General features: G+C 72.5%; 23 protein-coding genes and 1 tRNA gene. 4 read left to right on the plus strand and 20 right to left on the minus strand.

The window, feature by feature from the left end; genetic code table 11:
• The first annotated feature begins 90 nt into the window (after positions 1–90).
• Positions 91–1398, plus strand: coding sequence for a glycosyltransferase 87 family protein (locus AC07GB_RS10765; protein ID WP_478843716.1), 1308 nt, complete (start codon positions 91–93; stop codon positions 1396–1398).
• Here AC07GB_RS10765 and AC07GB_RS10770 read toward each other — a convergent pair.
• The 3 genes from AC07GB_RS10770 to AC07GB_RS10780 all read right to left on the minus strand — a co-directional run bounded on the left by AC07GB_RS10770 (position 1367) and on the right by AC07GB_RS10780 (position 3333).
• Entirely contained in the window at positions 1367–1600 is a 234-nt protein-coding gene (locus tag AC07GB_RS10770; RefSeq protein ID WP_016643127.1) for a hypothetical protein, read from the minus strand. The genes AC07GB_RS10765 and AC07GB_RS10770 overlap by 32 nt on opposite strands.
• 3 nt (positions 1601–1603) lie before the next feature.
• The gene (locus AC07GB_RS10775) at positions 1604–1780 is read right to left on the minus strand and encodes a hypothetical protein (RefSeq protein ID WP_171075738.1); all 177 of its coding nucleotides are present in this window, start codon (positions 1778–1780) and stop codon (positions 1604–1606) included.
• An 89-nt stretch (positions 1781–1869) separates the two neighbouring features.
• Positions 1870–3333: an MFS transporter gene (locus AC07GB_RS10780; protein WP_478843718.1), complete on the minus strand. Its 1464-nt coding sequence runs from the start codon at positions 3331–3333 to the stop codon at positions 1870–1872.
• Between the two features lie 598 nt (positions 3334–3931).
• Between AC07GB_RS10780 and AC07GB_RS10785 the strand changes: the two genes are divergently transcribed.
• Positions 3932–4819, plus strand: a complete 888-nt coding sequence (locus AC07GB_RS10785; RefSeq protein ID WP_478843827.1) for a helix-turn-helix transcriptional regulator — start codon at positions 3932–3934, stop codon at positions 4817–4819.
• Positions 4820–4839: 20 nt separating this feature from the next.
• Here AC07GB_RS10785 and AC07GB_RS10790 read toward each other — a convergent pair.
• From AC07GB_RS10790 to AC07GB_RS10820, 7 genes are all read right to left on the minus strand, one after another.
• Positions 4840–4912 (minus strand) — tRNA-Ala (locus AC07GB_RS10790).
• A gap of 105 nt (positions 4913–5017) precedes the next feature.
• Complete coding sequence (locus AC07GB_RS10795) at positions 5018–5659, minus strand: histidine phosphatase family protein (RefSeq protein ID WP_478843720.1); 642 nt, start codon at positions 5657–5659, stop codon at positions 5018–5020.
• Entirely contained in the window at positions 5656–6114 is a 459-nt protein-coding gene (gene rsfS / locus AC07GB_RS10800) for a ribosome silencing factor (protein ID WP_478843722.1), read from the minus strand. The genes AC07GB_RS10795 and rsfS overlap by 4 nt, the downstream gene beginning before the upstream one ends.
• Before the next feature lie 228 nt (positions 6115–6342).
• Positions 6343–8094: an LCP family protein gene (locus AC07GB_RS10805; protein ID WP_478843724.1), complete on the minus strand. Its 1752-nt coding sequence runs from the start codon at positions 8092–8094 to the stop codon at positions 6343–6345.
• 16 nt (positions 8095–8110) lie between these two features.
• Positions 8111–8761, minus strand: a complete 651-nt coding sequence (nadD, locus tag AC07GB_RS10810) for a nicotinate-nucleotide adenylyltransferase (protein ID WP_478843726.1) — start codon at positions 8759–8761, stop codon at positions 8111–8113.
• Between the two features lie 67 nt (positions 8762–8828).
• Positions 8829–8993 (minus strand): hypothetical protein, encoded by a 165-nt coding sequence (locus AC07GB_RS10815; protein ID WP_478843728.1) that lies wholly within the window; start codon positions 8991–8993, stop codon positions 8829–8831.
• 106 nt (positions 8994–9099) lie between these two features.
• A complete protein-coding gene (locus AC07GB_RS10820) occupies positions 9100–9252 on the minus strand; it encodes a hypothetical protein (protein WP_478843730.1) in 153 nt (50 codons plus the stop codon).
• 179 nt (positions 9253–9431) lie between these two features.
• On the opposite strand from AC07GB_RS10820, the gene AC07GB_RS10825 reads away from it, so the two are divergent.
• Positions 9432–10538: a M48 family metallopeptidase gene (locus AC07GB_RS10825; protein ID WP_478843732.1), complete on the plus strand. Its 1107-nt coding sequence runs from the start codon at positions 9432–9434 to the stop codon at positions 10536–10538.
• A 37-nt stretch (positions 10539–10575) separates the two neighbouring features.
• Here the strand turns inward: AC07GB_RS10825 and AC07GB_RS10830 are convergent, their stop codons facing one another.
• The 5 genes from AC07GB_RS10830 to proB all read right to left on the minus strand — a co-directional run bounded on the left by AC07GB_RS10830 (position 10576) and on the right by proB (position 15934).
• A complete protein-coding gene (locus AC07GB_RS10830) occupies positions 10576–11640 on the minus strand; it encodes an SCO2583 family membrane protein (RefSeq protein ID WP_478843734.1) in 1065 nt (354 codons plus the stop codon).
• A gap of 121 nt (positions 11641–11761) precedes the next feature.
• Positions 11762–12415: an SCO2584 family spore wall biosynthesis protein gene (locus AC07GB_RS10835; RefSeq protein ID WP_478843736.1), complete on the minus strand. Its 654-nt coding sequence runs from the start codon at positions 12413–12415 to the stop codon at positions 11762–11764.
• A 103-nt stretch (positions 12416–12518) separates the two neighbouring features.
• Positions 12519–13856 (minus strand): glutamate-5-semialdehyde dehydrogenase, encoded by a 1338-nt coding sequence (locus AC07GB_RS10840; protein WP_478843738.1) that lies wholly within the window; start codon positions 13854–13856, stop codon positions 12519–12521.
• Positions 13857–13998: 142 nt separating this feature from the next.
• Positions 13999–14511 carry a hypothetical protein gene (locus AC07GB_RS10845; RefSeq protein WP_478843740.1) on the minus strand — a complete coding sequence of 171 codons (513 nt, stop codon included), beginning with the start codon at positions 14509–14511 and terminating at the stop codon, positions 13999–14001.
• A gap of 247 nt (positions 14512–14758) precedes the next feature.
• Entirely contained in the window at positions 14759–15934 is a 1176-nt protein-coding gene (gene proB, locus AC07GB_RS10850) for a glutamate 5-kinase (RefSeq protein WP_478843742.1), read from the minus strand.
• A gap of 299 nt (positions 15935–16233) precedes the next feature.
• On the opposite strand from proB, the gene AC07GB_RS10855 reads away from it, so the two are divergent.
• Entirely contained in the window at positions 16234–18315 is a 2082-nt protein-coding gene (locus tag AC07GB_RS10855) for a hypothetical protein (RefSeq protein WP_478843744.1), read from the plus strand.
• Between the two features lie 137 nt (positions 18316–18452).
• Here the strand turns inward: AC07GB_RS10855 and obgE are convergent, their stop codons facing one another.
• The 5 genes from obgE to AC07GB_RS10880 all read right to left on the minus strand — a co-directional run.
• Positions 18453–19901, minus strand: coding sequence for a GTPase ObgE (obgE, locus tag AC07GB_RS10860; protein WP_478843746.1), 1449 nt, complete (start codon positions 19899–19901; stop codon positions 18453–18455).
• Positions 19902–20029: 128 nt separating this feature from the next.
• On the minus strand, positions 20030–20284 hold the full coding sequence (gene rpmA / locus AC07GB_RS10865) for a 50S ribosomal protein L27 (protein ID WP_478843748.1): 255 nt from the start codon (positions 20282–20284) through the stop codon (positions 20030–20032).
• Positions 20285–20298: 14 nt separating this feature from the next.
• The gene (rplU, locus tag AC07GB_RS10870) at positions 20299–20619 is read right to left on the minus strand and encodes a 50S ribosomal protein L21 (protein WP_030673925.1); all 321 of its coding nucleotides are present in this window, start codon (positions 20617–20619) and stop codon (positions 20299–20301) included.
• A gap of 208 nt (positions 20620–20827) precedes the next feature.
• Positions 20828–22192, minus strand: coding sequence for a phospholipase D-like domain-containing protein (locus AC07GB_RS10875; RefSeq protein ID WP_478843750.1), 1365 nt, complete (start codon positions 22190–22192; stop codon positions 20828–20830).
• A 197-nt stretch (positions 22193–22389) separates the two neighbouring features.
• The coding region (locus AC07GB_RS10880) for an Rne/Rng family ribonuclease (RefSeq protein WP_478843752.1) at positions 22390–26556 on the minus strand (4167 nt) is incomplete at its 5' end.

Below are 26556 nucleotides of genomic sequence, written 5' to 3' on the forward strand. Positions count from 1 at the left end.
CCGGCGGCTCCGCCAACATTACACGGTGGACCCCCCGCACCACCAAATCGTTTCCGTTCCGGTCGGACGGGGGCGCTACTGTCCCGCGGCGTGACCGTGCTCGTGTCCGTCGCCGCCCGCCGCCGCGTACCGCTCGCCGCCGGGGCCTGCCTGTTCTCCTTCGTGCTCTTCTGGGCGGCTCAGCGTGCTGCCGACGTCTCGATGATCGACTTGATGGTCTACCGCGCGGAGGGCGCGACCGCGCGTGCGGGCGGTGACCTGTACGCGCTGCGCGCGACCGAGGCGCACCTGCCCATGACGTACCCGCCCTTCGCCGCGCTGCTCTTCACACCGCTGACCGTGCCGGACGTCGCGGACCTACGGGTGCTCGCGACGGCAGGGAACCTGCTCCTGCTGATCGTCTTCGTCCGCCTGTGCCTGCGGCTGATCGAGGAGAGGGGGCATACGCCCGTCGCGCTGCGGCGAGGGCACGCGCGCGTAGAGACCGCTTTGTGGGTCTCGGCGGTCGCCGTCTGGTCGGAGCCGGTGTGGACGACGCTGCGCTACGGGCAGATCAATCTGCTCCTTGCGGTCCTGGTGCTGTGGGACCTGACCCGGCGCCCGGGCCACCGGTGGGCGGGGGCCGGCATCGGGGTGGCGGCGGCGATCAAGCTCACGCCCGCGCTGTTCGCGGTCTTCTTGTTGTTGGTCGGCATCGCGCAGGCCGTACGGAGAGGGGGATGGCCACCTGCCGTACGGCACGCGTGCGTGGCCACCGCGGCGTTCCTGTCGGCGACACTGGCCGCCGCTGTGGCGCTGCCGGGCGACTCCCGGCGCTTCTGGACCCGCGTGGTCTTCGAGGCGGGCCGGGCCGGGCACACCGAGCAGACGGCGAACCAGTCACTGCGCGGGGTGCTCGCCCGGCTGCTGCACACCGGGGAGCCCGGCCCGTGGTGGGCGGCGGGCGCCGTCCTGGTGGGTGCGGGTGGCCTCGGGGTCGCGGTGGCCGCGACGCTGCGCGGGGAGCGGGCCTGGGGCGCGGTCGCCTGCGCGGCGACGGCGCTGCTCGTCAGCCCCGTGTCGTGGTCGCACCACTGGGTGTGGTGCGTGCCGATGGCGCTGCTCCTGTGGACGCGGGCCGCGCGCCGTGGCGGGCCGGTGCGCTGGGCGGCCGCGGGCGGGCTCGTGGTGGTGTTCTGTTCGTACGCCCTGTGGTGGGTTCCGCACCGTCCGGGGCGGCCCGAACTCGACCAGAGCGTCGTCCAGATGGCGCTTTCGGCGGTGTACCCGCTGACGGCCTTCGGCTTCCTCGCGGTGGCGGCGGCCGTCGCGCGGCGCGGGCCCCGCGGGCGGACCCAGTGCCCGGACGGCACCTCCGGAGCCTCGCTCAGGCAGTGGCGAAGGAATAGAAACGTTTAAGTGTGCAGTGCTCGTCGAGAAGGCGGCCGTAGATCGGCTCCCCTTCGAGTTCGCGGTACGTCTCGATGGGGTCGCCTTTTATGATCAGCGCCCGCGCGCACTCCTCGCACCAGTACTGGTAGTCCGGGTTCACCGGCTCCATGTCGCGGACGATCGGCGTACCGCTGCCGCACCAGTCGCACTTACGCCTGTGTGCACCCATCGATCAGCTCCAGCTGTGGCCGCAGGCCGTGCACACGTAACTGACTCCGCCGTTGTCACCGAGGACTTGGGCGACGTGGGACGAACCGCAGGAAGGGCAGTTGAGGAGCGTGGCGTCGCCGGACCGTATCTTCGCCACTTCGGGGAGGCCGCCGGCCTCCTCGAGGATGCTCGCAGGCATCGCGCTCTCCCTCCCGTCGAGTCACCGTCGGCGCACTGGTGCAGTCCCCTTCCGGCCCCCCGAATTCTGCCACGCCCACGGCGAGCCGGTCAGCGACGCATACGTACCAGTCCGGACACGGCCCCGAGGGCGGCCGCCGCGGCGAGCGCGTAGGAGCACACCAAGAGCGCGTCCGCCGACGAATACGCCCCAGGAGTCCCCTGTGACTCAAGCCGGCCGAGGAAGAGCGCGCCGAAGGCGGCGACGCCCGTCACCTGGCCGAGCTGGGTGACGGTCGCGAGGAGGCCGCTGGCGTCGGCCGCGTCCTCGGGCTTGACCGTCGCCAACGCGCGCGTGAGGACCGGGCTGAAGCCGAGCGACATTCCTGTGCCCGCGGCGACGAACGTCACGTACAGCCAGAGACCGACGTCGTGGCCGTCGCGCAGCAGCAGGCCCATCGTGAGGCTCGCCACCGCCGTGAGCGTGAACCCGAAGGGGACCAGCGCCGGTTGGACGGCCTGCGGCCACTTCCGCCAGGTGAGGCCGACCGCGCCGAAGAGCATGGCGGTCGGCGCGAACGTCAGCCCCGCGCGCAGCGGGCTGTAGTCGAGCCCCCCTTGCAGGTGCAGCGTGAGCACGAACAGGAAGCCCGCGTTGACCGCCATGATCACGGCGAGGCGGACGACGGCGACGCCCATGCCCGGGGCGCGCAGCAGGCGCGGCGAGATCAGCGGCGACCCGCCGCGCCCGGCCAGGCGGGACTCGTAGCCGCAGAACAGGACGAAGAGCACCGCGCAGGCGGCCAGGGACAGCCAGGTCCACAGCGGCCAGCCCTTCTGCTCGCCGAGTACCAGGGGCACGGTGAAGAGCGAGACGGCGGCGCCGAGCAGGACGAGGCCCGGCAGGTCGAGGCCGCGGGCGCGCCCGGCCGGGGCCGTGCCGTCGGCCGGCAGGACGCGGGCGGCGAGGACCAGCAGGACCAGGCCGACCGGCACGTTCACGAGGAACACCGGGCGCCAGCCGGCGCCGAACAGGTCGGCGCTGACCAGGACGCCGCCGAGCACCTGCCCGGCCGCGGCCCCCGTGGCGAGCACCGCCGAGTACGCGCCGAGGGCCCGCACCCGGGCCTCGCCGGTGAAGGTGCGCTGGATGAGGCTCAGGACCTGCGGGATCAGGAGCGCGGAGCCCGCGCCCTGGACCAGCCGGAACGCGATGAGTTGCCCGGTGTTCTGGCTCAGCCCGCAGGCCAGCGATGCGGCGGTGAACAGGGCGAGCCCGGCGATGTAGACGCGCCGGTGCCCGAGCCGCTCGCCGAGCCGGGCGCCGGTGATGAGGAGGACGGCGTACGTGATCGTGTAGCCCGCGATCACCAGTTGCAGCCCGGCGCCGGACGCGTGCAGGTCGGTACGGATCGTGGGTGCGGCGACGTTGACGATGAACACGTCGAGCAGCGCCATGAACTGGGCCGCGAGCACGGTCGCGAGGACGCGTCCCGGGCGATTGTCAGTGCCGGGGGCTTTACTGGACGCGGGAGTTGAGACCGGGCTCGGTGCCGATGGGGTGGTGGTCGTCATGCCCCTGAGCGTGGCGACGGTTCGGTACAGGTAGTGAGAGCCCGCGGATGCTGGTACTGACAGCACCTGGCACAGGCCGGGCCGGGCGGTGACGATGGGGGACGTGACGATGGGGGACGTGACGATGACAGACGTGACGATGACGGACACGACGAGCAGGGCGCGACCACGCCCCGCGCCGGACCTCCCGGCGCCGGGCCCCACCTCCGGCCGAGCGACTCCGGCCCCCGCACCGCACGCCACGCCCCCGGCCGCCCCGGCCCCGACCGACCCGACGGCGGCCGGCCCTGCGGCCGACCCGACCGCGGGCCACGCGACTCCGCACCGTACGGCTCCGAGCCCCGCCACCCCACCCGGCGACACTGCTCACGCGACCTCGGCCGCCGCCGTGTCGGGCGCGGCGGAGGCCGCCGGTGTCCGCGGTGCGGGGCGTCCGACCGGTGCCGCACGGGGGTCGGCCACCGGTCGGGCGCCCGGCACGGCGGACACCGCGGACGCGCCCGCGCCCGGCCTCACCATCCCCTACGCGAGCGCCCCCGCCACCCCCTCGGCCCCCTCGGCCCCCTCCGCGGCCGCGTCACCCCGGCGCCGCCCCGAGCTGGCCGCCTTTCTGCGCAGTCGTCGGGCCCGGGTGACCCCGGCCGACGTGGGCATGCCGCCGGGGCCGCGGCGGCGCACGCCGGGGCTTCGGCGTGAGGAGGTCGCCCAGCTCTCCGGCGTCGGCGTGACGTGGTACACGTGGCTGGAGCAGGGCCGCCCCATCAACGCCTCCGCGCAGGTCCTGGACGCCGTGGCCCGCACCCTGCGCCTGGACGGGGCGGAGCACGAGCACCTGTACCACCTGGCCGACGTGCCGTACGCGGTACGGCACGAGGCGGCCGCCGAGGCGGTCGGCCCCGAGATCCAGGGCATCATCGACGCCCTGGACCCGCACCCGGCCGTGGTCTACAACACGCGGTACGACATCCTCGCCACCAACCCCGCCTACCGAGACCTGTTCCTGGTCCCGGAGACAGAGGTCATAGGCGTGCCGAATGTCCTGTGGACCCTGTTCGTGGTGCCCAGGCGCGACTGCCCGCTGGTCTTCCGGGACTCGGAGCTGCCGGTGATGGTGGCGACACTGCGCGGGGCGTACGGACGGCACGTGGGCGAGCCCGCCTGGGAGGAGTTCGTCCGGGGCCTCTCCCTGGCCAGCCCGGAGTTCGCCGACCTCTGGGCGAGCGGGGACGTCATACCCCCGGGCCCGCGCGTGAAGACGTTCCGGCACGCGGCGGTCGGCGAGCTGCGGATGACGTCGGTGTCGCTGTCCATCAACGGGATGCCGGAGTGCCGGATCGTGGCCTACACCCCGGTCGACGAGGACACCCGCAGGGGAGTGGCCCGGCTCCGGGAGCTGCGGCGCGCGGCGATCGGTCCGCGAGCAGCGAAAAGCCCCGCTCGGGCAGCGAAAATCCCCACCCGAGCAGCAAAAAGTCCCGCCCCCTGACGGGGACGGGACCGGGATTGTGGAGCTAAGGAGAATCGAACTCCTGACCTCTTGCATGCCATGCAAGCGCTCTACCAACTGAGCTATAGCCCCTTGCGTTCTTCCCGCTCCGCGGTGCGAACAAGAAGAACTTTAGCCTGCCACCTGCCCAAACGCGAAATCCGTGGTCGGACCCCGCCGCGGGGGCGTGACCTGCGGCTAGTCGTCGTCGCCGAGCACCGGCTCGGGCAGCGTGCCCGCGTTGTGCTCCAGGAGGCGCCAGCCGCGGGCGCCCCGGCCGAGGACGGACCAGCAGCAGTTGGTGAGCCCGCCCAGGCTTTCCCAGTGGTGCGACTCCAGGCCGAGGAGGCGGCCGATGGTCGTACGGATCGTGCCGCCGTGGCTGGCGACCACGAGGGTGCCGTCCTCCGGCAGCTTCTCGGCGTGCCGCAGCACGATCGGGGCGGCACGGTCGGCGACCTCGGTCTCCAGTTCGCCGCCGCCGCGGCGCACCGGCTCGCCGCGCTTCCAGGCGGCGTACTGCTCGCCGAAGCGGTCGATGATCTCCTCGTGGGTGAGGCCCTGCCACTCCCCCGCGTACGTCTCGCGCAGGCCCTCGTCGTGCGTGACGTCGAGGCCCGTGACGGCGGCCAGCTCGGCGGCCGTCGCGGCGGCACGCTTGAGGTCGGACGCGATGATCGCGTCCGGCTTCAGCGAGGCGAGCAGCCGCGCGGCGCGCCGGGCCTGGGCGACACCGGCCTCGGTCAGCTCGATGTCCGTGGAGCCCTGGAAGCGGCGCTCCAGGTTCCAGGACGTCTGACCGTGCCGCCACAGGATGATGCGGCAGCCGCGGGAGGTCACCGAAGCTCACCGCCGAGGTGACGCATCTCCTCGGCCTCCTCCGCGGCCTGCTGGAGCTTGGCGTGCTCCGCGGCCTTGCCGCGCGAGGCCTTGGCGTCGGCGGGCAGCTCGATCTCGGGGCAGTCCTTCCACAGCCGCTCGAGGGCGTAGAAGACGCGCTCCTCGCTGTGCTGGACGTGGACGACGATGTCGACGTAGTCGAGGAGGATCCAGCGGGCGTCGCGGTCGCCCTCGCGGCGCACCGGCTTGGCGCCCAGCTCCTTGTTCAGGCGCTCCTCGATCTCGTCGACGATCGACTTGACCTGGCGGTCGTTGGGCGCGGAGGCGAGCAGGAAGGCGTCCGTGATCGACAGCACGTCGCTGACGTCGTACGCGATGATGTCGTGCGCGAGCTTGTCGGCGGCCGCCTGGGCGGCGACGGTGATGAGCTCGGTGGAGCGGTCCGTGGCGGTCACTAGAGAGCTTTCCTTCAGGTAGGCAATACCCGTCAAGGGTCTCACGGACTGCGGACGGCTCCCCAGGCGATTATTCGATCACCCGGGGACGCCGTACTCGATCACCCGGGAACGCCGTGCTCGATCACCCCAGGAGCCGTACTCGATCCCTCGCGGAGCCGGGCGGAACGGGCGCCGCCGCTCAGCGCCCCCGAAGGTCTCGGCCCCCGGCTCCGGCGACCCCACCCCTCAGCGACTCCCGTAGTCCCGGCCGAGCACCACGGACACCTCCGCGTTCGACGCCGGGTCGCCCTTGCGGACGGCGCTCGCGGGCAGGCCCAGGGTCTTGGCGACCTCCGCCGCCTCCCGCTTCTTGTCCGCGTCGCCGTAGGTGACCTGCGAGGACGGGGCGGGCGCGGAGCCGGTGCCGCCGTCGACGAAGGTGTAGCCGCCGTTGACGAGGGCGATGCGGGCGTTCTCGGTGGCGGTCTTGGCGCCGGTGGCGTTCTTCACGCCGACGCGCACCGCCGCGCCCTGCTCCGGGCTCTTCACGACGCCGCCGAGCACGTCCTTGACCACCTGGGCGCCGGCCTTCTCGGTGAGCGTGCCGTCCTGCCGCACCGGCAGGAGCGTGGTCGCGTAGTCGCCGCCCTTGGCGCGGTCGGCGAGCTTGGCGAGGAAGCTGCCGAGGTCCTTCTCCTTCAGGGACGGGTCGAGGATCTGCGCGAGCGACTGCACGGTGACCGTGGCGGCCTGCGGGTCGGACGACAGCTTGCGCAGCACGCCCTGCATGACCTGGCCGAACCGGGTGAGCTGCGCGTTCTCGCCCTCGCCCGGCGCGCGGTAAGTGGCGTAGGCGACGGCCATGGGCCCGCTCAGGGTCTGCTGCTCGCCCTTCTTGACCAGCGGCGCCTCGCCCTTGCGCTTGGCCTTGGGGTCCGGCACGTCGGTGTTGGTGTCGATGTCGATGTTGCCGACGAGTTCGACGAGGTTGTTGAGGTAGGGGGTGTCGAGGCGCCAGGTGCCCTCGACCTTCGTGCCGAGCAGCGTGTCCAGTTCCTCGCGCGTGCCGGTCGAGCCGTCGTCGTCGACGGACTTGCCGAGCGTGGTCGTGGTGCCGTCGTCGCTGGTCAGGGCGAGGGCGTTGGGCAGCAGGACGGCGGAGCCGCGCTTGCTGGTGGTGTTGTTCACCAGGAGCACGGTGGAAGTGCCGCCGCCCTTGGTGTTGTGCAGGTGCACGACGACGACGTCCCGCTTCTGCGGTCCCGCGGCGGCCGCGCCGCCGGACTTGTCGTCCGACTGTCCTGGCAGCTTGCCCGCGGCCCACAGATAGCCGACGCCGCCGACGAGGGCGAGCGCCAGCACGACGACCAGCGCGACGATCCGCGAGCGGCCGCGCCGCCTGGCCTCCTCACGCCGCTCGGTACGGCTCTCGGTGAACTTCAGCCAGTCGATGACGTCTTCGGAGTCCTCGTCCGGTTCTTCGATGAAGGAGAACTGCGCGGTGTGGTACTCGCGCTGCTCCGAGGGCTCCGGTCCGGGGTCGGGCTGGTGGTGATGCTGAGGCTGCTGAGCCCCTTGGCCCTGCTGAGCCTCTTGGCCCTGCTGAGCCCCTTGGCCCTGCTGAGCCCCTTGGCCCTGCTGAGCCTCTTGGCCCTGCTGAGGCTCCTGATACTGCTGAGGCTCCTGATACTGCTGATCCCACGAAGGCCGCTGCTCAGGCTGTTGTTGCTGCGGGATCCACCCGGCCTGCTCCCCGGCCCCGTACGGGACCTCGTACGACGGCGCGTACGTGTCATAGCCATAGCCTTGCGGCTGCGGCTGCGGCTGCGGCTGGGCCTGGGGCTGCGCGGCATACGTGTCGTACGAGGGGGCCGGCGCCTGCCGGGGCACCAGTTGGTAGACCGGCCGGCCGTACTCGTCGTACCCGACGACCTCGTACTGAGCCGCCGCGTCACCCTCGTACTCGCCGCCGTACGGGTCGTACTGTCGGTCGTTCACCGGTGCCCCTCTCGGCTCACTCGCCGCGGTACAGCTCGCGCTTGTCGATATAACGCACCACGCCGTCCGGCACCAGGTACCAGACGGGCTCCCCCTTGGCGACCCGGGAGCGGCAGTCGGTGGAGGAGATCGCGAGCGCGGGCACCTCCACCAGCGAGACGCCGCCTTCGGGCAGGCCGGGGTCGGCCAGGGTGTGGCCGGGGCGTGTGACGCCGATGAAGTGGGCCAGCGAGAACAGCTCTTCGGTGTCCCGCCAGGTGAGGATCTGACCGAGCGCGTCGGCGCCCGTGATGAAGAACAGGTCCGTGTCGGGGTTGAGGCGACGCAGGTCGCGCAGGGTGTCCGTGGTGTACGTGGCGCCGCCGCGGTCGATGTCGATGCGGCTGACCGAGAACTGCGGGTTCTCCGCGGTCGCGATGACCGTCATCAGATAGCGGTCCTCGGCGGGCGAGACCTGCTTGTGGCTCTTCTGCCACGGCTGCCCGGTCGGTACGAACACGACCTCGTCGAGGTGGAACTGGGCGGCGACCTCACTGGCCGCCACCAGGTGTCCGTGGTGGATCGGATCGAACGTCCCACCCATGACGCCCAGACGGCGCTTGGCGGCGCTCGCCGGGCCTGTGCCAGGTCCGCCCCGCGGGCCGGCCGGCATGTCCTGCTCTCCCATGCGTGCAGACACTACCGGCCCGGCCGGGCGACCCGGGTTCCAGGCGTACGGCCCCGGGCCGCGGGGCTCAGCGGTCGCGGTTGAAGCGCGTGGTGATCCACAGCAGCAGGAGCAGCACGACGAAGGCGCCGCCGCCGGTCACGTAGGGGCTGATGCTCGCGTGCTCATCGACGTGCTCACCTTCGGAGGAGGCGAGGGTGACCAACTGGGCGGCGGTGGCGTGGAGGCTCATCGTCAGCAGGACCTATCCGGTGTGGGATCGGGGTAAAGACTTGGGCACATCGTATGCGGGGCGCGCGGACGCGACCACGCCGCCCTGCCGGGGTCCCCCGCTCCCGTCACTTCCGGTAACCCCGCAGGAGCAGCCAGCCCACCAGGACACAGCCGATGACCATCACGATCAGTACGACGCGAAGCAGGTTGCCCGGGCCCTGCTTGTCGGCCGCGTGGGCGGCCAGGGTGAGGGCGTCGGCGGGAGAGATGTGCTCCATGGCGGATGGCTCCTTCTGTGCGCTGCCCTGTCACGGTATCTCCGCCTAGGCTGGGGTCCGTCTCGGGGGCACGACTGCGGATTCGACACGCGGACACGACACGCGGATCCGATGCGCAGACACGACACGCGGATCCGGCACGTGGATCCGCCACGCGGACACGACATGGGGGCTGCGGCATGACCAACGGCAATCACGACGGCACGGACGGCGGGCAGGAGAGCGTGCCGAGCCGGCAGCGCAGGCGCTTCCCCGGCATCTCGTCGCGGGCGTACGAGCACCCGGCGGACCGCTCGGCCCTGGTGGCCCTGCGCAAGCTCAGCGGCTTCGACACGGTCTTCAAGGCGCTCAGCGGGCTGCTGCCCGAGCGCAGCCTCCGGCTGCTGTTCCTCTCGGACTCCGTGCGCGTGTCCGACGCCCAGTTCGCGCACCTCAACGTCATGCTGCGGGACGCCTGTTACATCCTGGACCTGGAGAAGGTCCCGCCGATGTACGTCACGCAGGACCCGAAGCCGAACGCGATGTGCATCGGCCTCGACGAGCCGATCATCGTGGTCACCACCGGCCTCGTCGAGCTGCTCGACGAGGAGGAGATGCGCGCGGTCGTGGGCCACGAGGTGGGCCACGCCCTGTCGGGCCACTCCGTGTACCGCACGATCCTGCTGTTCCTGACGAACCTCGCCCTGAAGGTCGCGTGGATCCCGCTCGGCAATGTGGCGATCATGGCGATCGTGACCGCGCTGCGCGAGTGGTTCCGCAAGTCGGAGCTGTCCGCGGACCGCGCGGGCCTGCTCGTCGGCCAGGACCTGCAAGCGTCCATGCGCGGCCTGATGAAGATCGCCGGCGGCAACCACCTGCACGAGATGAACGTGGACGCGTTCCTGGAGCAGGCCGAGGAGTACGAGGCGGGCGGCGACCTGCGCGACTCCGTCCTGAAGATCCTGAACGTGCTGCCGCGCTCCCACCCCTTCACCACCGTGCGCGCCGCCGAGCTGAAGAAGTGGGCCGCGACCCGCGACTACCAGCGCCTCATGGACGGGCACTACCCGCGCCGCGATGAGGACAAGGACACCTCCGTCAGCGACTCCTTCCGGCAGTCGGCGTCGTCGTACGCGGAGAGCGTGCGGGGCAGCAAGGACCCGCTGATGAAGCTGGTCACGGACATCGCGGGCGGCGCGGGCGACCTCGGCGGCAAGCTGCGCGGCCGGTTCACGGGGCAGGGCGGCAGCGGTCCCTCCGACCGCTCCGGCGGGGACGGGCCCTCCGCGGGGCCCGACGGAAAGTAGCCCCGGTCCCCCGAACCCCGAGGCCGCGGGGCGGGAGCTACACCCTGGGCTGGGCCGCCCCCGCCAGGGTCCCGCACAGCGCCGTGGCCCGGCCCGTCGCGTACGGGTCGGTGCCCGCGGGGCCGCCCGGCGTCGCCTTCTGGCCCGCGAGCAGCGGCCGCAGCCGGCGCGTGGTGTCGGCGGCGCAGGTCAGCGGCCCGGCCTGGACGTACGACACCAGCAGCTCGGTCTGGTGCATGCGCAGGTCGTCGCGGTCGAAGCGGAAGAGCAGCTCACGGCGGACGGTGAACAGGGAGGCGCGCGCGTGGCGTCCGGCGCCCGCGGGCCGCAGCGCGTAGACGAAGGTGTGGTCGGAGGCCACTTCGAGGGTCTCCTTGTCGGTCTCGGTGGCGCGCAGCGAGCCGTTCACCCGCACCCCCGGGTCGGCGAGCGCGGTCTTCGCCGGGTCGAACCGCACCAGCCAGCCGGTGGACGCGTGCCGCCCGTCGGCGGCCGGGTGGTCGAAGCTGCGGTCGAACTGGTCGAGTTGAGCGGGGTCGAGCAGCACCCGGGCGGAGCGGACGGCACGGCCGCTGAGCACGTCCGGGTCGAGCGAGGACTCGACGAGGTAGTCCTTGGCGGTGGCGAGCGCGGCGACGACCTGGTCCTCGGAGAAGTGCGCGGTGCGCCGGGCGGCGGGCAGCGCGATGCCGCTCGCGCCGACGCCGAACTGCGCGGCCGGGCTCTTCGCGAACAGCTCGGCCACCTCCTCGGAGCCGGGCACGCGGCCCTGCGGGGCGAGCGGGACGACGGTCATGCGCAGCGGCTCGGGGCGGCGGGCCACGGGGGTCTCGTACGGGTGGCGCACGCCCATGTAGATGGCGGTGCCGAAGGCGACGGCGATCAGGACGACGAGGACCACCACTTGCCGGGAGAGCCGCCGGTGCGGGTTCGGCCTGCGGCGTACGGCGCGCGCGTGGTCGCCCATGCGCTCGCGCGCGGAGAACTCCTGTAATCGCGCAGCGCGTATGAACGACTCGTCGAAGACGACGGATCGGTACTCGTCCTCACCTCCGGGAGCGCCCTCGGGTGTCCCCGCAGGTGGTTCTCCTGGCCCGCCCATACCTTCAGGGTAGGTCTCCGGGACGCGCGATAAACGCCCTGGTACACGACAAGTTCTGACAACGCCTCACGTGCTGTGTCAGCGCGTTCGCCGAGCTGGGGCGGGGGTTCGCGGGGCGGTGTCAGGGCCTGCGCGGCTCGGCCGGTACGGCGGGCTGGCCGAACTCCGCCGACGCGGAGGGGCCGCCCGCCTCGCCCGCGCCCCTGGGCTGCTCGACCTCGGTGCTCGCGGGCGGGGGTATGCGGTCCTGGCGGCCGGACGACGCGCCCCGGTACACCGCGGCGAAGGCGAAGGCCACCATGCCTATGCCCATCAGGAGGGCCAGCATCCAGGCGACGGGGCGGTGCCAGCGGACCTTGCCGCCGCGGCGGCCGTAGCGCCCGCGGCCGTCCTCAAGGAGGGTCGCGTCGTCGAAGTCGTCGAAGTCGTCGGAGTCGTCGGAGTCGTCGAAGGGGCCACCCTCACGGCCGGGGCCGAAGACGCCGTCGTCCGGGCCGTATCCGTCGTAGGCGTAGTCGTCGAAGTCGTCGTCCGCCCCGTCCCGGGCGTCGGAGCCGGAGCGGCGGGCGCGGCCGCGGCGGGCCTCGGCGTCGGCGCGGGCCTGGGCGGCGGCCAGGAGGCGCTCCACGGCGGTGGGTTCGTGGATCCGCGCGGCCCGCACGAAGTCCTCGTCGAAGACCACGGAGGCGAACTCGTCGTCCGCACCCCCGTGGTCGCGGTCGTCGTCGGGCTCCTCGCCGCCTGGGAACGGCGTGCCCCCCACGTCCTCCGGCACGCGTCCAGCGTAGACCTGGAGGGGTGGATTTGGGCAGACGGAAAGGGAATTCAGCGGGTGTGACCGCGAACGCCCCCGTCCGCCGGCCGGGCCCGCGGACGCCTCAGCGCACGTGTCCGTCGCCGGTCACGATGTACTTCGTCGAGGTCAGTTCGGGCAGGCCCATGGGGCCCCGGGCGTGCAGCTTCTGCGTGGAGATGCCGATCTCGGCGCCGAATCCGAACTGGCCGCCGTCGGTGAACCGCGTGGAGGCGTTCACGGCGACCGTCGTGGAGTCCACGAGCTGCGTGAACCGGCGGGCGGCCTGCTGCGAGGTGGTGACGATGGCCTCGGTGTGCCCGGAGGTCCACAGCCGGATGTGCTCGACGGCCTGCTCCAGGGAGTCGACGACGGCGGCCGCGATGTCGTACGAGAGGTACTCGGTCTCCCAGTCCTCTGCGGTCGCCGGTACGACGGTGGCCTTGGAGCCGGGGGCGTACGCCTGGACCCGCTCGTCGGCGTGCACGGTCACGCCCGCATCGGCGAGCGCGTCGAGGGCGCGCGGCAGGAAGGCGTCGGCGATGCCCGCGTGCACGAGGAGGGTCTCGGCGGCGTTGCACACGCTGACGCGGTGCGCCTTGGAGTTGATGAGGATCTCGACGGCCGTGTCGAGGTCGGCGTCCTTGTCGACGTACACGTGGCAGTTGCCGGTGCCGGTCTCGATGACGGGGACGGTGGATTCCTCGACGACGGTCTTGATCAGCGAGGCGCCGCCGCGCGGGATCAGGACGTCGACGAGGCCGCGGGCGCGCATCAGCTCGCGGACGGATTCGCGGCTCTCGCCGGGCACCAGCTGGACGGCGTCGGCCGGGAGCCCGGCGCCGCCCACCCGTCGCCCACCACCACCCGTGCACGAGTCGCTGCGCGACGCCCCTTCGATGGCGTCGCGCAGGACGCGCACGAGGGCCGTGTTGGAGGCGTACGCCGATGACGAACCGCGCAGCAGCACCGCGTTGCCGGACTTCAGGCAGAGGGCCGCGGCGTCCACGGTGACGTTCGGGCGGGCCTCGTAGATGATGCCGACGACGCCGAGGGGGACGCGGACCTGGCGCAGGTCGATGCCGTTGGGCAGCGTGGAGCCGCGCACGACCTCGCCGACGGGGTCGGGCAGCGCGGCGACGTCCCGCACGTCCGCGGCGATGGCCCGCACGCGCTCGGGCGTGAGCGTGAGCCGGTCGACGATCGCCTCGCTGGTCCCGGCGGCGCGGGCGCGCTCGACGTCCTCGGCGTTGGCCTCGACGATCTCCGCCGTGCGCACTTCGAGGGCGTCGGCGACGGCGAGCAGCGCGTCGTCCTTCGCGGCCCGTGGCAGCGGCGCGAGCCCCGCGGCGGCGGCGCGGGCGCGGTAGGCCGCCTGGGCGACCGGGGACATGTTGTCGTACGGGGAGAGCGGGGCGGTCATGAGGGCAGGGTAACCGCGCGTCCCGGGCCGTCCAGCCGGTATCCCACTCCGCGAGACATGGCCGGTAATGACCAGTGGTGCGTAACCTCGCCGGTCCGGCCGCGGGGCGCGTCCCGGAGGGGCAGCGGGGGCCGGCCGGGGCTCAGAAGGGGTGGACGCCGACGGGTGTCGCGGGCAGCGGCCCGTACCCCTCCGCGATCCGCTGGTGATAGGTGTCGCGGTCGATCACTTCGAGGCCGACGATCTCCCAGGGCGGAAGCCGCGCGGTCTGCCGGTGCTCGCCCCACAGGCGCAGCGCGACCGCCGCGGCGTCGTGCAGGTCGCGGGCCTCTTCCCAGTAGCGGATCTCCGCGTGGTCGTGGGCGTACCGGCTGGTCAGCAGAAAGGGGTGGTCGTGGGCGAGCTGTTCGAGGCCCCGCCTGACCTCCTGCAACGGGGTCCTGGCGCCGGAGACGCTGAGGGTCACGTGCCACAGGCGCGGCGCCTCGGCGCGCTCGCCGCCCGTGTCCTTGGGGCTCTCGTCCGACTGCCGCGCGCGTGACTCCCGGTCGTGGTCCTCGCTCGCGTCCCCGGTGTACGTCGCCCCCGCGGCGACGCTCGTCAGGGCGCGCTCAGCCGACCCGCGGGACGCCGCCCCTGGGCGCACTCGTCTCACGACGGCCTCCTTCAACCAGTCCTCATGCGGATACGCAACGGTCGTTACGCAACGGTCGTGCGGAACTGCCTTGACACAAAGTTGAGCAGGACAAGCGGTCCCTCGGGGCGATTTTCCGGAGTTTCCCCTCGGGCGGGCCGGTCCCGGGACGGCGTTCGCGCCTGTTTTCGGCCTGTTTTCCGCTGGTGCCCCTGGGGTGGGCGGGGATACCGGGGCCGGCCGCACAGGGGTTCGCGCGAGCGCGCGTTCAGGGGTGCAGGACCACCAGGTCGTCCCGGTGGATCACTTCGCGCTCGTAGGCGGGGCCAAGGTCGCGGGCCAGGTCGCGGGTGGAGCGGCCGAAGAGCAGGGGCAGCTCCTTGGCGTCGAAGTTGACCAGGCCGCGGGCCACGGCGCGCCCGGAGGGGTCCCGCAGCTCGACCGGGTCGCCCGCGATGAAGTCGCCCTCGACGGCCGCGATGCCCGCGGGCAGGAGCGACTTGCGGCCCTCGACGACCGCGCGCACGGCCCCGTCGTCGAGCGTGAGGGCGCCCCGGGGCGCGGAGGCGTGCTGGAGCCAGAGCAGGCGGTCCGCCGAGCGGCGCCCGGTGGCGTGGAAGTACGTGCCCGTGTCCCGGCCCGCGAGGGCGTCCGAGGCGTGGCTCGCGGAGGTCAGGACGACGGGGATACCCGCGGCGGCCGCGATCCGGGCGGCCTCGACCTTGGTGGCCATGCCGCCGGTGCCGACACCTGCCTTGCCCGCGCTGCCGATCTTGACGTGCGCGATGTCGGCGGGGCCGCGCACCTCGCCGACGCGGGCCGTGCCCTCGGCCGCGGGGTCGCCGTCGTACAGGCCGTCGACGTCCGAGAGCAGCACGAGCAGGTCGGCGCGTACGAGGTGGGCGACGAGGGCGGCGAGCCGGTCGTTGTCGCCGAAGCGGATCTCGTCGGTCGCGACGGTGTCGTTCTCGTTGACCACCGGCAGGGCGCCCATGGCGAGGAGCTTGTCGAGGGTGCGCGAGGCGTTGCGGTGGTGGGCGCGGCGGCTGGTGTCGTCGGTGGTGAGCAGGATCTGGCCGACGCGGACGCCGTAGCGCGCGAAGGAGGCCGTGTAGCGGGCCACGAGCAGGCCCTGGCCGACGCTGGCCGCGGCCTGCTGGCGGGCCAGGTCCTTGGGGCGGCGGCGCAGGCCGAGCGGCGCGAGCCCGGCGGCGATGGCCCCTGAGGACACCAGGACGATCTCGTGCTCGCCGCCGCCCGCCCGTCTCCCGCCACCACCCTCAACCGAGGCCCTTCGGGCCGCCCCCAGATTTCGGTGCTTGGCCAGCACGTCGACGAGCGCGTCAACGCGGTCCGCGTCGAGGCCGCCCGAAGCGGTGGTCAGCGAGGAGGACCCCACCTTGACGACGACCCGGTGCGCCGCTGCCACGCCCTGTCTGGTCACGCGCTTCCCCAATGATCCCGATGCTGCTTGCCCCGCGAATCTACGCGAAGACCGGGGCCCGGCGCCCCGGCGTTTCGCCCGGTGGACCGCACCGGGACAGCCAGGGGACTTTTGTCCCTATATGCGGTGATGAGCATCACGGAAGATTGCTACGGAGGCGCCCGGCGTCATACGGTCAGGGGTCTTCCTCTTATCCGGATGAGTGACGAGCCTCGTCTGAAGCAGGCCCCGCCCTCACGTCCGGACTCTCAGTACCGCCCCCGCCCTGTCCGACCGCCCCCCGCCAGGAGCTCAAGCCCGTGCCCTCCGCCGGACTCGCCAACCGCCGCATCGTGCAGCTCACCGCGCTGCTGACGATGTTCGCACTCTTCGCGGCCCAGCTCGCCACCGCGCTGATCCCGTACGTCCCGGTGTTCATCGCCGCCTCCGCGGCGAACCTCGCGCTCGACATCTACCTGCAGTACAAGCAGCCGGGTCTGCTCTCCCTCCTCGGGAAGGTCCGCTTCGACGTCATCGTCCGGCAGCTGCTGCGGGACATGCTGATCCTGGTCGGCCTGCTGCGCATCGACGGCATCGAGCCGCTCGCCGAGCAGTCGCCGCTGACCATCGGCCTTCTCGTGTTCTTCGCGCTGCACTTCACCTGCACGGCCACCGCCGTCATGGTCCGCCGCAGCCGCCAGCTCCCGGTGCTCACGCGGAACATCGACACGTCCGCGCTGCACCTCACCGCCGCGCCGCCGCGCCTTCTGGCCCGCCAGCACGCGCGCCGCCTGCTCCTGTTCTCGGTGCCGACGACCCTGGGCCTGCTGCTCACGGCCGCCACCACCGACGCGTATTGGGGCGGCGTCGGCCTCGGCATCTCCCTGGTGCTCGTGGGCGCGGGCGTCGCCCACCTCATGACCTGGCTGCTCCCGAAGAAGCGCGCCAAGAACACCGAAGCGGTCATGGAGTGGCTGGACCAGTGGCTGGCCGAGTACCAGCCGACGGTCGGCATGTACTTCTCCGGCGGCACCACGTCCGCGTACCAGGCCAACATGTGGCTCTCCACGCTCTCGCAGCTCGACGGCAACCCGCTGATCGTGCTCCGTGAGCGCTTCATGGTGCAGAAGATCGACTCCACGGACGTGCCGATCATCTGCTTCCCGAAGGTCGCCACGATGTTCTCGCTGGAGCAGTCGACGCTGAAGATGCTCCTGCACCCGGCGAACGCCGCGAAGACCTCGCAGGTCCTGCGCATCCCGTCGATCAAGCACGCCTTCATCAACCACGGCGAGAGCGACAAGCTGTCCTCCTGCAACCCGTACGCGAAGGCGTACGACGAGGTGTGGGTCGCCGGTCCCGCCGCGCGCGAGCGCTACCAGCTCGCCGACATCGGCGTGGACGACAAGGACGTCGTCGAGGTCGGCCGTCCGCAGCTGTCGCCGATCCGCCCGTACTCGGGCGCGCCCACCGGGGCGTACACGACCGTCCTGTACGCGCCGACCTGGGAGGGCTGGGACGGCAACCCCGGCAACACCTCGGTCATCCTCGCGGGCGAGAACATCGTCAGGAACCTCCTCGCCGACCCCGGCGTGCGCCTGATCTACAAGCCGCACCCGATGACCGGCTCCCAGATCCCGGCCGCGGGCGCCGCCAACGAGCGCATCAAGGCCCTGATCCGCGAGGCCAACACCCGGCGCTCCGGCGCCCGGCCCGGCCCCGAGGCCGACGCCGAGCTGGTCCGCCGCACCGAGGAGCTGAACCTCCTCACGGCGAAGAAGTTCCGCAAGGGCGCGGACGAACAGGAGCGCATGATGCTCCAGGGCAAGCCGGACGGCGACATCCGCGCCGCGATCATCGAGGCGACCCTCGCCTGGGAGAACGCCTACTGGGCGGCCCTGCCGGAGTGGGAGCACCAGATCATCACCGAGTCCCGGCCGGCGATCTTCTCCTGCTTCAACCAGGCCGACCTGCTCATCAGCGATGTCTCGTCGGTCGTGTCCGACTGGCTGAGCAGCGAGAAGCCGTACGCGGTGGCCAACACCTCCGGCCTGAGCGAGGCCGACTTCCGCGCCGGCTTCCCGACGGTGCGCGCCGCGGCCATCCTGTCGCCCGAGGCGGAGGGCGTGCCCGCGCTCCTGGCCGCCGTGCGCGACCCCCGGCACGACGTGTACGCCGAGGCGCGCGCCGAGCTGAAGGAGCACCTGCTCGGTCCTTCCGACCCGCCCTCCCTGGTCCGCTTCAACGCGGCCGCGGTGGCGCTGTGCGCCAAGTCCGACGCCCGGCGCGTGCGCGCCGCCGCCCGGGTGGCCGCGGAGATCCCCGCGCAGCGCGAGGAGGCCGCGGAGGAGGCTGCCGCCGAGGCGGCCGAGGCCGCCGCGGAGGAGCTGGAGTCCGCGTAGCTCTTCGTAGCTCTTCGTACGCCGAAGGGGCCCGGAGCGAGTGATTCGCTCCGGGCCCCTTCGCTGTGCCCCAGAGGCGTCGCTGTGCCCCAGGGGCGCGACGACGATCCCGTACGGCCAGAACGGGTCGCAGTCGTTCAGAACGGGTTGAAGTCGTTGAACTCCCGCTCCGACTCGTCGCGCTCCGCGTCGCGGTCGCGGCGGCGCTGCGCGGCGGGGCGCGGTGCCTCGAAGCGGTGGTCCTCGCCACGGCGGCCGAGCATCTCGGCGCCCGCGGACATCGACGGCTCCCAGTCGAAGACGACGGCGTCGTCCTCGGGGCCGATGGCGACGCCGTCGCCCGCGCGGGCGCCCGCCTTCATCAGCTGGTCCTCGACGCCGAGGCGGTTGAGCCGGTCGGCGAGGTAGCCGACGGCCTCGTCGTTGTTGAAGTCGGTCTGGCGGACCCAGCGCTCCGGCTTCTCGCCGCGCACGCGGTACACGACCTCCCCGTCCTCGTCCTCGCGCGTCACGGTGAAGCCCGCGTCGTCGACGGCCTTGGGCCGGATGACGATGCGCGTGGCCTCCTCCTTGGGCTGGGCCGCCCGCGCCTCCGCGACCAGCTCCGCGAGGGCGTACGACAGCTCCTTGAGGCCCTTGTGGGCGACGGCGGAGACCTCGAAGACGCGGTAGCCGCGCTCCTCCAGGTCGGGCCTGACCATGTCGGCGAGGTCCTGGCCGTCGGGGATGTCGATCTTGTTGAGGACGACGAGCCGGGGCCGGTTCTCCAGGCCCGCGCCGTACTGCCGCAGCTCGGCCTCGATCACGTCGAGGTCCGAGACCGGGTCGCGGTCGGACTCCAGGGTCGCGGTGTCCAGGACGTGCACGAGCACGCTGCACCGCTCGACGTGGCGCAGGAACTCAAGGCCCAGGCCCTTGCCCTGGCTGGCGCCCGGGATGAGCCCGGGCACGTCGGCGATGGTGTAGACGGTGGAGCCCGCGGTGACGACGCCGAGGTTCGGCACGAGCGTCGTGAACGGGTAGTCGGCGATCTTCGGCTTGGCCGCGGACAGGACCGAGATCAGCGAGGACTTGCCCGCGCTCGGGTAGCCGACGAGCGCCACGTCGGCGACCGTCTTCAGCTCCAGGACCACGTCGCCCGCGTCACCGGGCTCGCCGAGCAGCGCGAAGCCGGGGGCCTTGCGCCGGGCGGAGGCGAGCGCCGCGTTGCCGAGCCCGCCGCGGCCGCCCTGGGCGGCGACGTAGGAGGTGCCGTGGCCGACGAGGTCCGCCAGGACGTTGCCCTGCTTGTCCAGGACGACCGTGCCGTCCGGCACCGGCAGGACCAGGTCCTGGCCGTCCTTGCCGGAGCGGTTGCCGCCCTCGCCGGGCTTGCCGTTGGTGGCCTTGCGGTGCGGGCTGTGGTGGTAGTCGAGCAGGGTGGTGACCGACTGGTCGACGACCAGGATCACATCGCCGCCACGGCCGCCGTTGCCGCCGTCCGGGCCGCCGAGCGGCTTGAACTTCTCACGGTGGACGGAGGCACAGCCGTGGCCTCCGTTACCCGCGGCGACGTGCAGCTCGACGCGGTCCACGAAGGTGGTCATGGTTCGGTGCCTCCAGAGACGTACGGGGTGTGTAGCTTGCTGTGTCTATTCAAAACACGCGAAAGGCGGACCCGCTTCCCGGCAGGGAAGTGAGGTCCGCCTCGCGAAAGTTCCGGTCAGAGTGCCGTTCAGGCGACCGGGACGATGTTCACGACCTTGCGGCCGCGGTGGGTACCGAACTCCACCGCGCCGGCGTCCAGGGCGAACAGGGTGTCGTCCTTGCCGCGGCCGACGCCCGAGCCCGGGTGGAAGTGGGTGCCGCGCTGGCGGACCAGGATCTCACCGGCGTTGACGAGCTGACCGCCGAAGCGCTTCACGCCGAGCCGCTGAGCATTGGAGTCGCGACCGTTCCGGGTGGACGATGCGCCCTTCTTGTGTGCCATCTTGTCTCAGTCCCTTACTTCGCAGCCGTGGGGATACCGGTGACCTTGATCGCCGTGTACTGCTGACGGTGACCCTGGCGACGGCGGTAGCCGGTCTTGTTCTTGTAGCGCAGAATGTCGATCTTCTGGCCCTTGTGGTGGTCCACGACCTCGGCCGTGACCTTGATGCCGGCCAGGACCCACGGGTCGCTGGTCACGGACTCGCCGTCGACAACGAGCAGGGTCGAGAGCTCGACCGTGTCGCCAACCTTGGCAGTGGAAATCTTGTCAACCTCAACGATGTCGCCGACAGCAACCTTGTGCTGGCGACCACCGCTGCGCACGATGGCGTACACGCGGATCTCTCTCTCGCTCGGAACGGTATCCCCGCAGTCCAGCCGTCCGGCGCGACAGCGCGATCGGCCTCTCCCGGACATCTCTGGGAAATTCCCGGGAGGAAGAAGGTTTACGAGGATGGGCGTACCTATGGACACGCCGACGGTCAAGATTACGGGGCCCACCCGTACGGGTCAAACCGGGCCTCGTCCCCTGTGACCCGCGCCCCTAGTGCGGCGGCTTCTCACCGTCCGGCGGCAGCGGCTTCACGCCCCGGCACAGGTCCGTCTTGTCCTTGGTGCCGGGCCACGCCACCTTCTTCACGCGGTTGAAGTGCTTGAGGTAGGTGTTGTGCACGGAGTCGTCGTCGACCTTGACGATCAGCTCGTCGTTCTCGCGCAGGGCGGGCGCGGTGTAGTTCTGCGAGCCGGTGAAGGACACCTTCTTGATCTTGCCGTCGTACTTGCCGTCGATCAGCACGTACTTGCTGTGGATGATGTACGGCGTGATCAGCTTCTGGCCGGGCCTGAGCGGGTCCCGGTCGTCGTTGTAGCAGCGCAGCGCCGGGCCGCCCGGCTTGTGCAGGCCCTCCCAGGTGCCGGGCTTGCCGTTCTGGCTCTTGGCGCTGTCCGTCTCGGCGTACACCAGCTCGACGGCGCAGCCCGCCTTCTGGAGGGAGACCAGCTTGTCGGCGATCTGCTTGCGCGTGATCTTGAAGATGGAGGCGCGGACCTTGGTGCTGCGCTTGACGCCGCTCGCGTCCTTGTACGTGCACGAGACGTTGTTCAGGACCGAGTACATGGTGTCGGTCTCGTTCACCGTGCCGACGCGCGGGAAGAAGTACGCCTTGTAGCGGCCGCTGCTGACCGTGCGGTAGTCCCAGGCCTCCCAGTTCCTGCCGACCATGTCGGTGAAGTACTCGGAGAACGCGTCGTACATGGCCGGGTTGTCCGGCAGCAGCAGCGCGTCGTTGAAGAACTTGGTGTGCGCCGACGGGGTCGAGTTCGACGTCGTCTGCACGACGACGTCCCGGGCCCCCTTGACCTCGGAGAACAGCCAGAACTTGTTGTGCATGATCGATTTGCCGTACTTCGGGTCGCCGAGGCACGACTTGTTCGGCGGGCAGAGCGTCACGAAGGACGACTTGGTCCGGTTGGCGCCCAGCTCGCGCACGAGCTGGGCGTACGCGGTGTTGTCCGGGCGGTCCGTCTTGCTGGTCGAGTCGAGCAGGACCTGCACGTCGACGCCGCGCTTGTGGGCGGCGACGAGCGCATCGACTATGGGTGCCTCCCACACGTGGTAGACGGCGACCTTGATGGTCGAGCCCTTCACGGCCGCGTCGGTCAGCTCGATGAGCCGGGTGCGGATCGCGTGCTGCTGGTCGACGGTGCCCAGCGGGTCGTTGAAGACCGGGCCCTCGGGCCAGGCGGGCGTCGCGGCGGGCGCGGCGGTGGCGGTGGCCGCGGCCGGCAGGGTGGCGGCCGAGAGGACCGTGGCGAGCGCGGCGGCCTGGCGGCCTCCCTTGGCGGGCCGTACCGCTCGGTGGCGCCCCGTTCCTCTCAGGCGTATCCCTCGTGGGCGTGCTCCCGTCATGTCCATCCCTCCCCTTGCTCAACGGACCGGGTGAGTCTTACAGGTATCCGGCTCCGGCACCAAGTGCGGGCCGAAAAGGCGATATCGGCAACGGATGAGTGACGGTGGCACGCGGGAACGCGGAAGCCCCCGCCCGGCGTGATCGCCGGGCGGGGGCCCTGAGCCGCTGACCTCCGCGGTCGCTGCGCCCTCGCGGGTCAGCTCGCGTCGGCCGGGACGGCGGACGACGACGGCTGCTCGGCCGTCGCGGCCTTCTTGGCGGTGGTCTTCTTCGCCGCCTTCTTGGCCGTCGTCTTCTTCGCCGTCGCCTTCTTCGCGGTCGTCTTCTTGGCCGCGGTCTTCTTGGCCGCCGTCGTCTTCGTGGCCGCCGTCTTCTTGGTGGCGGCCTTCTTGGCGGTGGCCTTCTTGGCCGTCTTGCGGGCCGTCTTCTTGGCGGCCTTGGCCTCGGTCCCGTCCTCGGCCGCTTCCGTGGCCGCCTCGTCGGCGGTCGCGGACGGGGCCTCGGGGGCCTTGTCAGCGGCGTCGGCCTTCTCGACCTTCTCAGCCTTCTCGGCCTTGCCGGGCTTCTCGGCCTTCTCCACCGGCTTGTCCGCCGCGGGCAGGACCACCACGGCCGCGTCCTCCGACGCGGTCGGCGCGGTCGCCTTGCGGACGGCACGGCGGCGCGGCCGGGCCGGGGCCTCGGCGACGGGCTCGGACACGGCCTCCGCGACCGGCTCCGCGACGGGCTCGGCGGCAGCGGCCACCGGCTCCTGCTCGGCCGGAGCCGCCGGCTCCTGCTTGGCGGCCTCCGTGACGATCACCTCGGCGTCAGCCGCGGCCTTCGGCGAACCGGCCGGAGCCGACGCCTTGCGGGTCGCGCGGCGCCGCGTACGCCCCTTGGGCGCGGCGTCGTCCTCGGTGGCGGGCGCCGGGGCCTCGGCCACCGGGGCGGCCTCGGCGGGCGCCGCCTTGGCGGGCTCGGCCTGGGCGGTCTCGGCCTTGGCGGGCTCCGCCGGGGCGGGCTCGGACGGGGCGGGCTCGGACGGGGCGGGCTCTGCCCTGGTGGGCTCGGCCTTCTCCGCACGTGCCTTCGCCGAGCCGGACTTCGCCCTCTTCGCCTTCCTGCCGGACTCCGGCCGCTCGGCCTCGGGCTCATCGGCCCACGCGGACGCGGAGGAGGCCTCAGGGGCCTGCTCCGACTGCGGCGCGCCCGCCGGAGCCGACGCGCGGCGCGTGGCCCGGCGCCGCGAACGGCCCCGGGACGCCGCGGCCGCCTCGGCCTCGGCGGCGCTGCTGTACAGCTCCTCGTCCACCGCGAAGTCGGGCTCGGGCAGGGCCACCGGCGCGGCGGCCTCCGCCTCGACCTCGGCCGCGGTCTCGGTGTCGGTCTCGGACTCGGTCTCGACGGTCGCGGGGGCCTCGTGCGTGTGCTCGGCACCGCCGCGGCCGCGCTTCTTGCGCTTGCCGCCGCCACCGGTGGACGTCGCCTGGTCCATGTGCACGATCACACCGCGGCCGTTGCAGTGGACACAGGTCTCGGAGAAGGACTCCAGCAGGCCCTGGCCCACGCGCTTGCGGGTCATCTGCACGAGGCCCAGCGAGGTCACCTCGGCGACCTGGTGCTTCGTACGGTCGCGGCCCAGGCACTCCAGCATCCGCCTGAGGACCAGGTCGCGGTTGGACTCCAGGACCATGTCGATGAAGTCGATGACGACGATGCCGCCCAGGTCCCGGAGGCGCAGCTGGCGCACGATCTCCTCGGCCGCCTCCAGGTTGTTCCTGGTCACGGTCTCTTCGAGGTTGCCGCCCTGGCCGGTGAACTTGCCGGTGTTGACATCGATCACGACCATGGCCTCGGTCTTGTCGATCACCAGCGAACCACCGCTCGGCAGCCAGACCTTGCGGTCGAGCGCCTTCGCGAGCTGCTCGTCGATCCGGTACGTCGCGAAGACGTCGACCTCGGACGTCCACCGCTGGAGGCGGTCGGCGAGGTCGGGCGCGACGTGGGAGACGTACCCGTGGATCGTCTGCCAGGCCTCGTCACCGCTGATGATGACCTTCGAGAAGTCCTCGTTGAAGATGTCGCGGACCACGCGGACGGTCATGTCCGGCTCGCCGTACAGCAGGCTGGGCGAGCTGGTCGTGGTCATCTTCGACTTCTTGAGGATGTCCTCCCACTGCGCCTGGAGCCGCTCGACGTCGCGGCGCAGCTCGTCCTCGCTCGCGCCCTCGGCGGCGGTGCGCACGATCACGCCCGCGTCCTCGGGGACGATCTTCTTGAGGATGGACTTCAGACGCGCGCGCTCGGTGTCGGGCAGCTTGCGGCTGATGCCGGTCATCGAGCCCTCGGGCACGTAGACCAGGTAGCGGCCGGGCAGCGAGACCTGGCTGGTCAGGCGGGCGCCCTTGTGGCCGATCGGGTCCTTGGTGACCTGCACGAGCACGGACTGGCCGGACTTCAGGGCGGACTCGATGCGGCGCGGCCCGTTGGCCATGCCGAGCGCCTCGAAGTTGACCTCACCGGCGTACAGGACGGCGTTGCGGCCCTTGCCGATGTCGATGAAGGCGGCCTCCATCGACGGCAGGACGTTCTGCACCTTGCCCAGGTAGACGTTGCCGACGTACGACGTCGACTGCTCCTTGTTGACGTAGTGCTCGACGAGCACGTTGTCCTCGAGGACGCCGATCTGGGTGCGGTCGCCGTTCTGACGGACGATCATCTCGCGGTTGACCGCCTCGCGGCGGGCCAGGAACTCGGCCTCGGTGATGATCGGCACCCGGCGGCGGCCCTGCTCGCGGCCCTCGCGGCGGCGCTGCTTCTTCGCCTCCAGACGGGTCGAGCCCTTGATGGACTGCACCTCGTCGCTCGGCGTGCCGTCGTCCGCGGACTTCTTGCGCGGCTCGCGGACCTTCACGACCGTGCGCTCCGGGTCGCCCTCGCCCGGCTCGGACTCGGCGGCGTCACCGGCGCGGCGACGGCGGCGCCTGCGACGGCGGCTGCTGCTGGACCCGGTGGGGCCGTCGGCCTCGTCGGACTCCTCGGCGTCCTCGGCGTCCTCTGCGGACTGCTCGGCGGTGTCCTCGGCGTCCTGCTCCGCCTGCTCGGCGGCGACGGCGGCGCTGTCTGCGCTCTCGTCGGCGTCGGCGTCGGCGCCGTCGGCGGACTCACCGCGGCGGCGGCGACGGCCACCGCGGCGGCGACGGCGGCCCTGGCGCTCGCCGCCCTCCTCGCCCTCGGCGGCGTCGGGGCCCTCGGCCTCGGCGTCGGCGTCCTGGGGCTCCTCGGCCTCGGGGGCCTGCGGGGCCTCCACGGCCTCGGCGGGCGCGGCGGCCTCGGCGGGCTGCTCGTCGGCGGCGCGGCGACGACGGCGACGGCGCGGGCCCGACTCCTCGTCGGCGACGGGCGGCGCGCTCTGGGCCTCGGCCGCCTCGGCGGCGGCAGCGGCGGCGGCGCGCTCCGGGGTCTGGAACATCGGCTCGGTGAACACCGGCGCCTGGAACACGGCGACGGAGGGACGCGCGGGCCGCTGACCGGCCTCGTCCTCACCCTTCGCACGCGCAGCGGCGGGCGGCGCGGTGAACCCGGCCGCGGCCTTGCGGGTGGCGCGGCGGCGGGCACGGGCGCGCGGGGCGGCCTCGGCATCGTCGGCGGCCTGCGGGGCCTCGGCGGCGGGCGTGGGCTCCTCCGCGGGCTTCGCGTCGGCGGCGGGCGCGGCGGCGGCACGGGTGGCGCGGCGGCGGGCGCGGCGGGGCGCCTCGGTCTCGGCCTGCGGGGCCTCGGCCTCCGGCTCGGCGGCGGTGGTGGTGGTGTCCGCCACGTCGGCGGTCTCCTCGGCCTGCGGCTCGGCGGCGGGCGCGGAGACGGCACGGGTGGCGCGGCGGCGGCTGCGACGCGGCGCGGCCTCGGCCTCAGCACCGGCCTCAGGCTCGGCGGCGGCCTTGGGCTCCTCCGCGGCGGCGGGCTGCTCGGCCGGCGCCTGCGCCTCGGCGGCGGGCGCGGTCACGCCACGGGTGGCGCGGCGGCGGCTGCGGCGGGGCGCGGCCTCGGCCTCCGGCCCGGCGGCGGACTCGGCGGCGACCGGCTCGGCGGCGGCTGCGGGCGCCTCGGCGGCGGCCTCCTGCGGAGCCTCCTCGGCACCCTTGGGCGCACCGGCCGGAGCCGACGCACGCCGCGTCGCACGCCGACGCGTACGCGCCACAGGCGCCGCCTCAACGGCCTCAGCGGTCTCGGCGGTCTCGGCGACCGACGGCTCCACGGCCTCGGCCTGCTCGGCGGCGGCCTCCCGCGGAGCCTCCTCGGCACCCTTGGGCGCACCGGCCGGAGCCGACGCACGCCGCGTCGCACGCCGACGCGTACGCGCCACAGGCGCCGCCTCAACGGC

Source organism: Streptomyces sp. NPDC045778 (assembly GCF_056431945.1).